The sequence below is a fragment of the Serratia sp. Tan611 genome (assembly GCF_905188235.1).
In the GTDB taxonomy this organism is placed as follows: Bacteria; Pseudomonadota; Gammaproteobacteria; order Enterobacterales; family Enterobacteriaceae; genus Serratia_B; species Serratia_B rhizosphaerae.
This window is the reverse complement of record NZ_LR994655.1, coordinates 4,232,484-4,246,331: the sequence shown is the minus strand read 5'-3', so window position 1 is coordinate 4,246,331 and position 13,848 is coordinate 4,232,484. Positions and strand designations below refer to the sequence as shown.

12 protein-coding genes are annotated in these 13,848 nt (G+C 63.5%); 9 read left to right on the top strand and 3 right to left on the bottom strand.

Annotated elements, in window-relative coordinates:
* Positions 1-180: 180 nt before the first annotated feature.
* Positions 181-390 carry a heavy-metal-associated domain-containing protein gene (locus TAN611_RS20000; RefSeq protein WP_105232607.1) on the top strand — a complete coding sequence of 70 codons (210 nt, stop codon included), beginning with the start codon at positions 181-183 and terminating at the stop codon, positions 388-390.
* A gap of 55 nt (positions 391-445) precedes the next feature.
* Complete coding sequence (locus tag TAN611_RS19995) at positions 446-2,947, top strand: heavy metal translocating P-type ATPase (RefSeq protein ID WP_105232606.1); 2,502 nt, start codon at positions 446-448, stop codon at positions 2,945-2,947.
* 66 nt (positions 2,948-3,013) lie between these two features.
* On the opposite strand, the gene TAN611_RS19990 is transcribed toward TAN611_RS19995, so the two are convergent.
* The 3 genes from TAN611_RS19990 to TAN611_RS19980 form a co-directional block, all read right to left on the bottom strand.
* Positions 3,014-3,652, bottom strand: a complete 639-nt coding sequence (locus tag TAN611_RS19990) for a response regulator transcription factor (protein WP_105232605.1) — start codon at positions 3,650-3,652, stop codon at positions 3,014-3,016.
* A gap of 15 nt (positions 3,653-3,667) precedes the next feature.
* The gene (locus tag TAN611_RS19985) at positions 3,668-5,128 is read right to left on the bottom strand and encodes a PAS domain S-box protein (protein ID WP_105232604.1); all 1,461 of its coding nucleotides are present in this window, start codon (positions 5,126-5,128) and stop codon (positions 3,668-3,670) included.
* A gap of 200 nt (positions 5,129-5,328) precedes the next feature.
* A complete protein-coding gene (locus tag TAN611_RS19980) occupies positions 5,329-5,901 on the bottom strand; it encodes an RNA polymerase sigma factor (protein WP_111736365.1) in 573 nt (190 codons plus the stop codon).
* Positions 5,902-6,185: 284 nt separating this feature from the next.
* On the opposite strand from TAN611_RS19980, the gene sctW reads away from it, so the two are divergent.
* The 7 genes from sctW to TAN611_RS19945 are packed head-to-tail and all read left to right on the top strand — an operon-like array spanning position 6,186 to position 13,845.
* Positions 6,186-7,316 carry a type III secretion system gatekeeper subunit SctW gene (gene sctW, locus TAN611_RS19975; RefSeq protein ID WP_187044030.1) on the top strand — a complete coding sequence of 377 codons (1,131 nt, stop codon included), beginning with the start codon at positions 6,186-6,188 and terminating at the stop codon, positions 7,314-7,316.
* A 9-nt stretch (positions 7,317-7,325) separates the two neighbouring features.
* Positions 7,326-9,449 carry a type III secretion system export apparatus subunit SctV gene (sctV, locus tag TAN611_RS19970; RefSeq protein ID WP_187044687.1) on the top strand — a complete coding sequence of 708 codons (2,124 nt, stop codon included), beginning with the start codon at positions 7,326-7,328 and terminating at the stop codon, positions 9,447-9,449.
* Between the two features lie 3 nt (positions 9,450-9,452).
* Positions 9,453-10,304, top strand: a complete 852-nt coding sequence (locus TAN611_RS19965; protein ID WP_111736367.1) for an EscD/YscD/HrpQ family type III secretion system periplasmic domain-containing protein — start codon at positions 9,453-9,455, stop codon at positions 10,302-10,304.
* Positions 10,304-11,671 (top strand): type III secretion system ATPase SctN, encoded by a 1,368-nt coding sequence (gene sctN, locus TAN611_RS19960; protein WP_370576236.1) that lies wholly within the window; start codon positions 10,304-10,306, stop codon positions 11,669-11,671. Before TAN611_RS19965 ends, sctN begins: the two co-directional genes overlap by 1 nt.
* Positions 11,649-12,110: a type III secretion protein gene (locus TAN611_RS19955; protein ID WP_160029849.1), complete on the top strand. Its 462-nt coding sequence runs from the start codon at positions 11,649-11,651 to the stop codon at positions 12,108-12,110. Before sctN ends, TAN611_RS19955 begins: the two co-directional genes overlap by 23 nt.
* On the top strand, positions 12,107-12,796 hold the full coding sequence (locus TAN611_RS19950) for a type III secretion system HrpP C-terminal domain-containing protein (protein ID WP_187044032.1): 690 nt from the start codon (positions 12,107-12,109) through the stop codon (positions 12,794-12,796). The genes TAN611_RS19955 and TAN611_RS19950 overlap by 4 nt, the downstream gene beginning before the upstream one ends.
* Positions 12,793-13,845, top strand: a complete 1,053-nt coding sequence (locus TAN611_RS19945; RefSeq protein ID WP_203066930.1) for a FliM/FliN family flagellar motor switch protein — start codon at positions 12,793-12,795, stop codon at positions 13,843-13,845. Before TAN611_RS19950 ends, TAN611_RS19945 begins: the two co-directional genes overlap by 4 nt.
* Positions 13,846-13,848: the final 3 nt, after the last annotated feature.

Sequence of the window (13,848 nt, the reverse complement as noted above, 5' to 3'; positions counted from 1 at the left end):
GCAGGAGCACATCGCTGCGGCCGAACAACGGATCGTTTGGTAACGCCACTCTCCCGCGCGGCGCTGATTTCTCTGAGCGCCGCCGCGTCAAATAAAAAAAGAAATACGTTGTAAAAAAGGATTGACCTTGACGTTAGGTCAAGGTTGACGATGGAGATCAACTTACGCAAGGAGCCATTTATGAATCATCTACAGCTGCATATTCCGACGATGAAGTGCGGCGGCTGCGCCGCCTCGATCGCCAAAACCGTCAAAGCGCGGGATCCGCAGGCGCAGGTCGATGCCGATCCGGCGACGAAGCGGGTGATCATTGCAAGCCGCGTTGACGACGCCGAACTGATGGCCGAGCTGGCCGCGGCCGGTTTCCACGCCAGCGTCGAGTCTGACTGAACAGTAAAAGGAGCGCCCTGTGGTATGACAGGGCGCTGTCGCAGGAGGAGTTTTTATGAACACGCATTCGACGGCATCCCAGTCTAAAGCGTCAACGGCAATCAATTTCCCCGTCGTAGGCATGACCTGCGCCTCGTGCGTGGGGCGCGTGGAACGCGCGCTCAAAGCGGTGCCCGGCGTTGCCGATGCCAGCGTCAATCTGGCCACCGAACGCGCATTCGTCACCTTTAACGGCGTGCCCGATGTGGCGGCGGCGGTCAAGGCGGTTAATGACGCGGGCTACACGGTGGAGCTGGAAACCATCAACCTGTCGGTGACCGGCATGACCTGCGCATCGTGTGTAGGCAGGGTTGAACGCGCGCTGGCTGCGGTAGACGGCGTGGAGCAGGCCACGGTCAATCTGGCGACCGAACGGGCGCAGGTGCAGGTGGCCGCCGGGGTGAATCCCGACGACCTGATCGCCGCCGTCGCGCAGGCGGGTTACGAGGCGCAGACGATCGCCGCCGATAAGAGCGATACCGCCGATCAGGCGGTGCGTCAGGCGGCAGAACTGCGCTCGCTGAAAAAGGCGTTGCTGGTGGCCGTCTGTTTCGCGCTGCCGGTTTTCATCCTGGAGATGGGTTCGCATCTGGTGCCGGGCATGCATGCCCTGATCGACCGCACCATCGGCACGCAGAACAGTTGGTACCTGCAGTTTGTGCTGACCACGATCGTGCTGTTCGGCCCCGGCTTACGTTTCTTCCAGAAGGGTATTCCGGCCCTGCTGCGCGGTGCGCCCGACATGAACTCGCTGGTGGCGACCGGGGTCAGCGCCGCTTACGGTTATTCGCTGGTGGCTACCTTTGCGCCGCAGTGGCTGCCGGCCGGCACGGTCAACGTCTACTACGAAGCTGCGGCGGTGATCGTCGCGCTGATTTTACTCGGGCGCTACTTTGAAGCCCGCGCCAAGGGCAATACCTCGGAGGCGATTAAACGGCTGATCGGCCTGCAGGCCAAAACCGCCCGCGTGCTGCGTGACGGTAAGGCGGCGGAGGTGGATATCGCTGAGGTCAAACGTGAGGACATTATTGAAGTCCGTCCCGGCGAACGCATCCCGGTGGATGGCGAAGTGCTGGAGGGCGAAAGCTTTGTCGACGAGTCGATGATCAGCGGCGAACCGGTACCGGTAGAGAAAAAAAGCGGCGCCGAAGTGGTCGGCGGCACCGTCAACCAGAATGGCTCGCTGACGTTTAAGGCGACCAAAGTCGGCAGCGACACCATGCTGGCGCAGATTATCCGCATGGTGGAGCAGGCGCAGGGCGCCAAGCTGCCGATCCAGGCGCTGGTGGATCGCATCACCATGTGGTTTGTGCCGGCGGTGATGACCGTGGCGCTGCTGACGTTTCTGGTCTGGCTGTTCTTCGGGCCGTCGCCAGCGCTGTCGTTTGCGCTGGTGAATGCGGTGGTGGTGCTGATTATTGCCTGTCCGTGCGCCATGGGGCTGGCGACGCCGACTTCCATTATGGTGGGCACCGGGCGTGCCGCACAGCTGGGCGTGCTGTTCCGCAAAGGGGAAGCGCTGCAGTCGCTGCGGGATGCGGCCGTGGTGGCGGTAGATAAAACCGGCACCCTCACCAAAGGGCGCCCGGAGCTGACCGATCTGGTGTTGGCGAACGGCTTTGAGCGCGCACAGGTGCTGGGGCTGGTGGCGACCGTGGAAAACAAATCGGAACACCCTATCGCCCGTGCCATTGTCGATGCCGCACAGCAGGAAAACGTGCCGCTGTCGACCATTACGCGCTTTGAGTCGGTTACCGGTTTTGGCGTGAACGCCGATATCGAGGGAATAACCGTCGCGGTGGGCGCGGATCGCTATATGCAGCAGTTGGGGCTGGACGTGGCGCAGATGGCGGAAGATGCCGCGCGGCTGGGCGATGAGGGCAAAACGCCGCTGTATGTCGCCATCGATGGCCGGCTGGCGGCGATGATCGCGGTGGCTGACCCGATCAAAGACACCACCCTGCCGGCGATTAAGGCGCTGCACGAGCTGGGGCTGAAGGTAGCAATGATCACCGGCGACAACCGCCGCACCGCGCAGGCGATTGCGCGTCAGCTGGGGATTGATGAAGTGGTGGCCGAGGTGCTGCCGGACGGCAAAGTCGCGGCCATTGAGCGCCTTGCCGCCGAGTATGGGCCGGTGGCCTACGTCGGCGACGGCATCAACGATGCGCCGGCTCTGGCCGCCGCGCACGTGGGCATCGCCATCGGCACCGGGACGGATATCGCCATCGAGGCTGCCGACGTGGTGCTGATGTCCGGCGATTTGGGCGGCGTCTCCAGCGCGATTGCGCTGTCGAAAGCCACGCTGGTGAATATCAAACAGAACCTGTTCTGGGCCTTTGCCTATAACGTGGCGTTGATTCCGGTGGCGGCGGGCATACTGTATCCGCTGAACGGCACCCTGCTGTCGCCGGTATTTGCCGCCAGCGCCATGGCGTTATCCAGCGTGTTCGTGGTGAGCAACGCGCTGCGGCTGCGCCGCTTTACGCCGCCGCTGCGTCAGGCGGACGGGCACTGAACCCGGCAATAACGGCAAACAAAAGGCACGCTGGCGACAGCGTGCCTTATTTTTTTCTGCCGCGTCCTACTGCACCAGGTTGTAGCTGATGGCGTATTTGACGATATCGGCATTGGCGGTGAAGCCCATCTTCTTCATCAAGCGCGATTTGTAGGTGCTGACCGTCTTATTGCTGATGGCCAGGGTGTCGGCGATGGCGTTAATTGATTCGCCGTGGGCCAGCATAATCATAATCTGCCGTTCGCGCAGGGTCAGGTTCTCGTGGGGCGCGCTGTTACTCTGATACTGGGCGAATACGATCTTCTGCGCCAGCTCGTGATCGATATAGCGCGCGCCGCTGGCGACGCTGCGGATGGCATTCAGCAGCGCTTCCGGATTGCGATCTTTGGTGATATAGCCCAGAGCACCGTGCTCCAGCATGCGCTGGGCGATCTGCGGCTCATTAAACATACTGAGCACCAGGATCTTCAGCCCGGGATGCTGGCTGCTGATGCGGTTGATCAGATCCTCGCCGCTGATCCCCGGCATGGAGATATCCAGCAGCAGCAGATCGACATCGCCGGCGCGCAGGCGTTCCAGCACCCGACCGCCGTCCGCGGCTTCGGCGACTACCTTGATGCCGGCGTCCAGCAGGAACAGCTGCTTCAGGCCTTCACGCATAATGGCGTGGTCTTCGGCAATCATTAAACGTATTGGCTGGGTCATGTATTTCTCGCTTTATTATTCATTAAAATTTTGCCGGTTGAGCGGGAAGTTGAGCCGTACGCGGGTGCCTTCGCCCGGTTTGCTGTCGATGGTCAGCCAGCCCTGCAGCATTTCCGCACGCTCTTTCATGCCCGGCAGCCCCCAGGCGTTGGAGCGCACGCGCTGCTGATCGAAGCCGCGGCCGTTGTCCACCACTTCGATCTCCAGCTTTTCGCCGCGCTGGCGCACAAAGATATAGACGCTGCTGGCCCTGGCGTGGCGGGTGACGTTGGTCAGCGACTCCTGCACCACGCGGAAGGCGGCGGTGGTGCTGGGGTCATCCAGCTGCAGTTTTTTCTCCGTGGTGGCGATCAGAATGCAGCGGCACTTCTGCTGGCGGTTAAACTCATCGCGCAGCCACTCCAGCGCCGGCAGCAGGCCCATATTGAGCATATTCGGCCGCAGGCGGGTGGAGACGTCGCGCACCACCTGAATGGTGCTGTCCACCAGACGCATCAGATTTTCCACCTGCAGATGCACGGCGGCGTTATTTTCCGGCGACTGCATGCGGATCAGCGACAGCCCGACCCGCAGCGAGGTCAGGTGCTGGCCCAGTTCGTCATGGATTTCGCTGGCCAGATATTTGCGTTCCGCCTCGCGCCGCGCCTCCTGATTGCGCGCCAGCAGGCGCAGCTGCTGGTGTGCGTCGCGCAGCTCTTTCTCCGCCAGCCGGATGCCGGTGATATCGCGGCCGATGGCCAGCACGCTCTCCAGTTCGCCCTCCAGATTAAACTCCGGCACGCTGCGCACGTGCAGCACGCGTTGCTGATTCTGATGCTCTAACGCGATTTCCCCGTCGGTCGGGGTGGAGCTGCTCATGGTGTGGGCGATCAGGCGCAGCAGCTCCATGCCGGCGTTGTGGTGCGGCACGCTTTCGGTCAGCTGCCAGCCGGAAATCTGGCTCTCCGTGCGGTTAAACCACGTCAGCACGCGCGGATTGACGTAAATACAGCGGAAGGAGAGATCGAAGCGCGCCACCATATCCGGCGAGTTCTCGACCAGCGCGCGGAACTGCTTCTCCCGCAGGTGCTGTATCGCCTCCTTCTTCTTCAGTTCGCGGACATCGCTGACGATGCACAGCGCATGCGGGCGGCCGCCGTGCTGATAGCGGCTGGAACTGACCTGGACGGCGATGATTTCGCCGTTGCGATGCCGGTGCTGGGAGGTAAAGGTGATGCCCTCCGGGCGCATCGTCAGTTTCCACCACAGCGCGGCGACGTCTTTATCCGCCAGTTCGGGGGCGATGGCGGCAAAGTTGCTGCTGAGCAGCGCCTTTTTGCTATATCCCATCAGATTGCAGGCACGTTCATTGACGTATTTTACGGTTAAATCCTGATCGAGCAGGTAAATCGCATCGTGAATGCGATTAAGCGCGATGGATGATAAAGACTCCGTTGCCGTCAGCGAGGGATCGAGCCAGTGGAAAAAACGCTGCAATAGATCATCTCCTTGTTATTGCGCCGTTGCCGTAATGACGAAAGCGCGGCGAATGCCGTGTATTAAAACGCAGAGTAACGTAGCAGTTTCTGAAAAAATAGGGTCTGCCGCGCCATACACACCCTTTTAAACCGGCGCGCGGTGGTTATTTATTTTAGTTCGGATTTTCATTATTTTTATTTGAACGTTATTTTCTGCGCCTATTTTCCCTGACGTATCGGCGGCGATCGGTGGAATACCTGGGTTTTCAGCGTTTCTCTGGCGCGCGACAGGCGCGAACGCACGGTGCCGATCGGGATGTTCATCTGCATGGCGATATCCTGATAGCTGCCGTCGTCGCCGATCAAAATCGTCAGCATGCGTTTAATCTCCTCCGGCAGCCTGTCAATTGACGTCAGGGTCAGGTTGAGCAGCCGCTGTTGTTCGGTCAGTTCGCTCGGATCGTCGTCGTGCAGCAGGTTTTCCAGCACCTCGTCGTTCAGCGTATCAAACAGATAACGGTTTTGCTGACGCTTGTAGTGGTTACGGATCAGATTAATGGCGATGCCGAACATCCAGGTTTCGGGCAGCGAGGCGCCGGTAAATTTATGCCGGTTACGCAACACCTCCAGGCAGGTCATTTGCGCGATGTCTTCCACATCCTCCGTGCTGGCGACTCTCCTTCGAATGAAATTAATCAGCTTTTTGTTCGATTGTTTGAAAATACCTTCCCAGTCCACCGGTATATCCATGGCGCTGGTTGGTATTGCGTTTGCAGTGAATGAATTCATCATTTTTATTTCTCCTTAAATAAAATCGCAGTGAGTTCACTCTTAAATAGCAAGCGCTGTGCCACTCTTATTCCGTAAATAGTGTGTTGTTTTTATTTGTCTTTATTTTCATGTTCAGAATGTTCTGAGAAAAAAGGCGCAAAAAAACAAAATTATTTGTGCAAAGAGTGGCACTAATTTCATTTGGTTATTATTTGAATTTCCAATAACTCAATTCTTTTATTTTTTTCGGAACCTGAAGCGCCCCGGCTCCACAGAAAGAGAGTCATCTTGATGAGGAACCGGCAATGTTGAAATCCTCCAGCCTGGCCTTTACGCCGAACCCGCTGCGCGCCCTGCTGAAGCAGGGAGAGGTCGGACAGAATAAAAACAGCGGCAGGGCCGCCGGTCATGTCGCTGCGGGCGCGGCCAGCGCCGACGATATCAAAGAAGAAGCCGGGCTGATGTTTGGCGAAAAGGCGGAAAGTAAAAAGAAGGCGGACCAGCGCCGGCAGAACCAGCATCACGTGCGTCACCGCCATCTGCTGAACAAGGTCGAGCTGCATAAAATGTACGCGATGCTCGATGCGCGCGATGCGGGACGCCAGCAGGCGTCGCTGCAGCGGCTGCGCGACGCCTTAAAGCGCAAGGCGGAAACCGACGATCTGCTTGCCATGCTGGACGACGATCCGGCGCGCTGTGACCTGCTGCTGCGGGTGATGGAGCGCGAGGCGCGCAGCGACGGCGATGAGGAGCTGCGACAGACGGTGGAGCAGCATCTGGAGGCGCTGGAACAACACCACGGCGAACGGCTGCGGGCCGGGCTGAATACCGCCTGGTCGATCGCCGAACTGACCGATAATCCGCAGCATAAACAGAGCCTGCGCAATATTTACTATGACAGCATCGTGCATCAGCAGTCGGCGATGGCGATGGTGGATCTGCTGCTGAGCCATTTCGAACCGCAGGATTTCAGCATCGGGCTGCGCACGCTGCAGCGCGCGCTGGCCGACGATATCGCCGCGCTGGCCTCGTCAATCGGCGCCGGGGCGTTGCGCCACATTCAGACCGGGCTGTTCGAGGCCGGACAGGTCAATCACACCCTGGAAGAGAGCCGGACGCTGCTGGATCGGATGGCGGGCAAAATGGCGCTGGGCGATATGGACCATGTGGAACTGGCGCGGCGTCTGCTGCATATCTGCCACAACGGCGCTTTCCAGCAGGACTTCAGCCAGCTCGGACACGAGGTGGTGACCGATGCGCTGCCGCGCAACCTCTCCATTTTCTTTAACGGCGTGCTGCCGCTGGTGCGCGATCTGCCGATAGGACTGTGGAAGATCAAGGACGGTCGGCAGACGGCGCTGACGCTGCTGGCGAATCACAACACGGAACTGCTGAAGAATGAGCGCCGGCAGGCCAGGCGCGAAGCGAAGCCGTAAGGGAGCATGATGAACAGCCTATTTGCCATCCTCAACAAAATCGCCATCAGCGCGATGCAGCGCTCGGAGATCGTCGGCGCGGCGTTCGCCCTGGCGCTGGTGTTTATGCTGATCGTCCCGCTGCCGCTGGGGCTGATCGACATGCTGATCGCCGTCAACATCTGTCTCTCTTCATTGCTGATCGTGCTGGCGATGTATCTGCCCAAACCGCTGGCGTTCTCCACCTTTCCGGCGGTGCTGCTGCTGACTACCATGTTCCGCCTGGCGCTGTCGATCTCGGTCACCCGCCAGATCCTGATCCAGCAGGACGCCGGCCATATCGTTGAGGCGTTCGGCAACTTTGTGGTGGGCGGCAACCTGGCGGTGGGGATGGTGATGTTTCTGATCCTGACGGTGGTGAACTTTCTGGTGATCACCAAAGGATCGGAGCGCGTGGCGGAAGTGGCGGCACGCTTTACGCTGGACGCCATGCCGGGTAAGCAGATGTCGATTGACAGCGATCTGCGCGCCGGACTGATTGACGTGCATCAGGCGCGCAACCGCCGCAATGAACTGGCGAAAGAGAGCCAGCTGTTCGGCGCGATGGACGGGGCGATGAAATTCGTCAAAGGCGACGCCATCGCCGGGCTGGTGATCCTGTGTATCAACCTGATCGGCGGCTTCAGCATCGGCGTACTGCAGCTGGATATGGCGCCCGGCGATGCCATGCACACCTACTCGATCCTGACCATCGGCGACGGCCTGATCGCCCAGATCCCGGCGCTGCTGATCTCCCTGACCGCCGGCATGATCATCACCCGCGTCTCCTCAGAAGGCGACAGTACGGAAACGCCGAACGTCGGCCGCGAGATCGCCGAGCAGCTGACCAGCCAGCCCAAGGCGTGGATCCTGGCCTCGATGGGGATGATCGGCTTCGCGCTGGTGCCCGGCATGCCGGGCGTGGTGTTTTCGCTGCTGGCGCTGATCACCCTTGGCGGCGGCGGTTTTCAGGTGTGGCGCGCGCGGCAGGAAATGCTGCTGGCGAAGCCGCAGATCGAAAACGAAGTGATCCCGCCGGAGCTGAACGGCCGCGAGGATCTGCGCCAGTTCAACCCGACGCGCCCCTGGCTGATCCAGTTCCATACTTCGCGGCGCGGCACGGCGGAGACGCTGGATCTGGTGCAGGAGATCCGCCGGCTGCGCAACCGCATTGTTTACCACTTCGGTTTTACCCTGCCGGCGTTTGATATCGAATTTACCGATAAGCAGCCGACCGATGAGTTCCGCTTCTCGGTGTATGAGATCCCGAAAGTGGTCGGCACCTTCAATACCGCGTTAACGGCGTTGGACGTTCGTCAGCTGGAGAGCCTGAGCGAGGCGGAGCGTGACGGGGCGACCCCCGGCGATGAGGCGCGCGGCGAGGAAGATTATCTGTGGCTGGCGGCGGACCACCCGCTGCTGGCGCGTGAGGATCTGGCGCGCCACAGCGCCGGTGAGCTGCTGCTGACGCGTATGGAAGACGCCATCCACGCCAGCAGCCCGCACTTTATCGGCCTGCAGGAGACGCGGGCGCTGATGAGCTGGCTGGACGCCGAGCAGCCGGAGCTGGCGCAGGAGCTGCAGCGGGTGATGCCGCTGACGCGTTTCTCCGGCGTGCTGCAAAAGCTGGTGGCGGAGCGCATCCCGCTGCGCTCGGTACGCGCCATCGGCGAGGCGCTGATCGAACACGGCCAGCACGAACGCGACGTCAACCTGCTGACGGAGCAGGTGCGCGTCACGCTGAAGACCCACCTTTGCCATCAGTACGGCCAGCCGGACGGCATTCACGCCTGGCTGCTGACGCCGGAGCTGGAAGAGGCGCTGCGCGACAGCCTGCGCCAGACCCAGAACGATATTTTCTTCGCCCTGAGCCAGCAGCAGATCCAGCTGATTCATCAGGAGGTGAAGCAGGCCTACGCGCCGGGGCAGGACAGACAGGCGGTGCTGCTGGCGGCGCAGGATCTGCGCGGGCCGCTGCGGGCGCTGATTCAGGAGCGTTTCCACGCGGTGCCGGTGCTCTCGTTCGCCGAGCTGGAGCCGGCGCTGGCGGTTCAGGTGCTGGGGCGTCTCGACGTCGATCCGGCATTCTATTCACTTACCCCCTGGGAGGATTAACGGATGTTTGAGCTGCGCGTACTGTCCGGCTACCACTGTGGCGCCGCCTTGCCTCTCAGCGGCGCGTCGTGGCGCATCGGCGGCGATCCGCAGGCCGATCTGCGCCTCGACGGCGTGGATCTGGCCGGCCTGAGTTACCTCCTGAGCCGTGATGATGAGCAGTGGCGGCTGGCTGCGGAGCCGGCGTCGCAGGAGAGCCGGACGCTGGAGGCGGATACGCCGTTCCAACTGGCCGATGTCTGGCTGTGCGTGGCCCGCGCCGAAACGCCGTGGCATGAGGCGGCGGCGCTGCCCGCCCCGCCGGAGGAAAACTCCGCGCCACCGCCGGTGGCTCGTCGCCGCCTGTCCGGCGCGATGCGCGGGCTGGTGCTGGGGCTGTTCCTGCTGCTGAGCATCACGGTCGCCAGCTGGATCCTGCAGCCGACGATGGCGCAGACCTCCGCCGGCGAGGGGCGCACCGCCAGTTGGAACAGCGTGGAGGAGCTGCGCGCGCCGCTGCAGCAACAGCTGCGCGAACGCGAACTGCTCAAACAGGTCCGCATCAGCAAGCAGGGCGACGGTCTGCTGCTGAGCGGCGAATTAAGCAAGCCGCAGATGGCGGTGTTCGAACGCATGATGGCGCGCTTTTATGCGCACTACGGCGCGGCGGCGCCGGTGAAAACCGCGGTGCGGCCGCAGGAGAAAAAACTGCCGTTCCGCATCGTGCAGATCACCACCGGCCAGCGGGCCAATATCGTCACCGAAGACGGCCAGCGGGTGTTTATCGGCGATGAGGTCGCCGGCCTGCGGCTGGCGGCGATCACCGACGATCGGATCGAATTCAGCGGCCGCGATCCGCTGACGGTGAAATGGTGATGACGGATTTTTCTGGCGGGATCGCCGCATGGGCCGATCGTCAGCGGCGGCGTCTGCAGCAGGCGGATGCGGTAACGGCCTACGGCCGGGTGACCGGCATCAGCGGCATCCTGCTTGAGTGCAGCCTGCCGCGCGCGCGCATCGGCGATCTGTGCCGTATCACGCGCAGCGCGCAGGAGAGCGTGCTGGCGGAAGTGGTGGGCTTTAATCCGCAGCATACGCTGCTGTCGGCGCTGGGGCCGCTGGACGGCATCGCCCGCGGCGCACGGGTGACGCCGCTGTGGCTGCCGCACAGCATCAGCGTGTCCGATGCGCTGCTCGGCAGCGTGCTGGACGGCTTCGGCCGCCCGCTGGATGAACAGAGCGTTGGCGCCTTTGCGCTGCCGGGGACGGGCGTTGATACCGTGCCGGTGGTGAGCGATGCGCCGCCGCCGACCGCGCGTCCGCGTATTGCCCGGGCGCTGCCTACCGGCGTGCGCGCCATCGACGGGCTGCTGACCCTTGGCGTCGGCCAGCGGGTCGGGGTGTTTGCCGGCGCCGGCTGCGGCAAAACCACGCTGCTGGCGGAGCTGGCGCGCAACACGCCCTGCGACGCGATTGTCTTCGGCCTGATCGGCGAACGCGGCCGTGAACTGCGCGAGTTCCTTGACCACGAGCTGGATGAGACGCTGCGCAGTCGCACGGTGCTGGTGTGCGCCACCTCGGACCGCAGCAGCATGGAACGTGCGCGTGCGGCCTTTACCGCCACGGCGATTGCCGAAGCGTTCCGCGCGCAGGGGAAAAGCGTGCTGCTGATCCTGGACTCGCTGACCCGCTTTGCCCGCGCCCAGCGCGAAATTGGTCTGGCGCTGGGCGAGCCGCCGGGACGCGGCGGGCTGCCGCCGTCGGTTTATACCCTGCTGCCCGGACTGCTGGAGCGGGCGGGGCAGACCATGACGGGCAGCATTACCGCCCTGTATTCGGTCCTGATTGAAGCAGATTCGATGAACGACCCGGTGGCGGACGAAGTGCGTTCGCTGATCGACGGCCATATCGTGCTGACCCGCCGGCTGGCGGAGCGCGGCCACTATCCGGCCATCGACGTGCTGGCCAGCCTCAGTCGCACCATGAGCAACGTGGCTGAGCGGGCGCAGATCGCCGACGCCACCCGGCTGCGCCGCCTGATGTCCGCCTGGCAGCAGGTGGAGATGCTGATCCGGCTGGGGGAATACGAGCCGGGGCATGACGCGATGACCGACGCCGCGGTGGAGGCGCAGGGCGCGATCAACGGTTTTTTACGCCAGGAGACGCGCGATCCCTGCGACTGGGAAGAGACTTTGCAGCAACTGACGGAGGTAAGCGGCTATGCGCCAGAACAGGAACAGTGATCACTCGCCGCCGCCGGACGACGGCGATCGGGCGCTTGGCCAGGCGCTGGAACTGATGCTGCCGATCCGCCGCCAGCGTTTGCAGCGCAGCGAGCGCCGGCAGCGGCGGGAAGAGCAGCAGCTCAGCGCCTGCCGGCGGCAGCTGCAGCAGACGCAGCACCAACTGGAAGCCACGCGGCAGGATTATCAGCAGCGACGGGCGCAGTTCGACCAGCGTTATTTAGGCAGGCAGCCGCTGGAGCGTCTGCAGCACGGCCTTGAGGACGAACGCAGCGCGGCGGCGTCGGTGGACGCCGGCCGGCAGCAGCTGCTGGCAGACCAGCGGCGCAGTGACGAGCAACAGCAGAAACTGCAGGCGGCGCAGGCCGAGACGCGCCGTCGCCAGCGCGAGCTGGAGAAACTGGAGTGTCTGCTGCGGGAAGAGGGGGGCGCGCCATGATTTCCCCGACGCAGCATGAACACCGTGCTTCAGCCCGCGCACGCGAAAAAGAGCGGGAGCGCGAACCGCAGCGGCCGGCGGCGCAGCGGCGGCAGGATGCGGCGGCACGCCAGCCGCGCGACGAGCACGGGCCGGCCCATGATGTGCATCATCCGCTGCGCAAGGCGCGTCCGGGGGCGAAGAACGTGGCCGAGCGCGGCCGCGCCACGGCGGAACGGCCGGTGAGCGGCGGGCTGCCGGCGGCCAGGCGCGATGAAGAGAATTCCGCGCCGACGCCGGACGGCAACCTGTTCAGCATGCTGATGGAACACGATACGCCGGCATTTCCCGGTGCGCTGCACGTTGCGCCGCACGCCGCCGCCACCCCGCATGCTGCGGCGACGCCGGAAAGCGCCGCCTCTGGCGCGCCGATGGCGCTGTGGCAGCCGCTGGAGAATGAGCTGGACCGGGCGTTGGTCAATCCGCCGGCCGGCCCGGTCTCCGTCACGCTGCTATTGCCGCGCTTGGGGGATGTGGACGCCCGTTTGCAGGCGCTGCCGGCGGGCGGCTGGGACATCGCGCTGCGCTTTGCGCCGGCGGCGCTGGAGGCGCTGGCGGCCCATGAGGAGCGCTGCCGCCACTCGCTGCGCCGCCGTCTGGCGTGCCGGGTGCGCCTGCGCTTTGAGCAGCGGGGGTATCAGCCATGAGCACGCCGCTGAAGCTGCGGCGGCAGAGCGCCGCCGAGGCTCGGCTACGCGGCCTTCTCGGCCACGGGCTGCGCCTGGCTTTTCAGCTGGACGAGAGCGTCGGCGAACTGCGTATTGAGCCGGCCGCCGGCGAGCGGCAGGCGGCGGAAACGGCGCTGCGCTGTATGGCCGGCCCGCTGTGGCTGAGCGACGCGGAAGGCGTCTGCGCGCTGCTGTCCGACTGCCCGGCACTACCAACCGCCAGCGACGAGGACGACCTCTGGTACTGGCCGCTGTTCAATCACGCGCTGAGCGCGCAAATCCGTGCGCTGTTCGGTGAACTGAACGCCGCCGACGGCGCACCGCCCGCCGGTGCGTTTGGCGTACGGCTGACGGTGACGCTGGGCGACCTGCGGGCGCAGAGCGCGCTGACGGCGGCGCCCGAGGTGTTGTGCGCCCTGCTGGCGGCGCCGGGCTGGCAGGGCATCGTCAACGACGCCCTGACGGCGCTGCCGCTGACCTTACCGTTTTGCGTCGGTGCGCTGACGCTTTCCCTCGCGGAACTGACGCGCCTGCAGCCGGACGATGTGCTGCTGCCGCGCGAGGACACATTCACCCCGCACGGTGCGGGGACGCTGCGCTTTGCGCACTTCCGGGCCCAGGGCGAACTGGTTGGCGCGGAAGGGCGAAGCACTGGTTTTTATCTTACCGATCTGGAGACAACATCCGTGACATTTCCCTACAACGACAACGAGACAGAAAGCGACGTACAGGACGAGAGCGGCATGGAACGGCGTATTGATGCGGAGCCGGCCGGCGTGACGCTCGACCCCCTGCCGCTGGCGCTGACCGTGCGCTGTGGGCATCTGCATCTGACCGTGGGCGATCTGCAGCGTCTGGCGCCCGGCGCCACCATTATGGTGGATCACGTCCAGCCCGGCGAAGCGCTGCTGTGTCACGGCGACTACCCGCTGGCGAAAGGCGAACTGGTGGATGTGGAGGGGCGGCTGGGGCTGCAGATTACCCATATGCTGCCGGGCAGCGTCAATCCGCTGGGGCAGGGGCACTAAGGC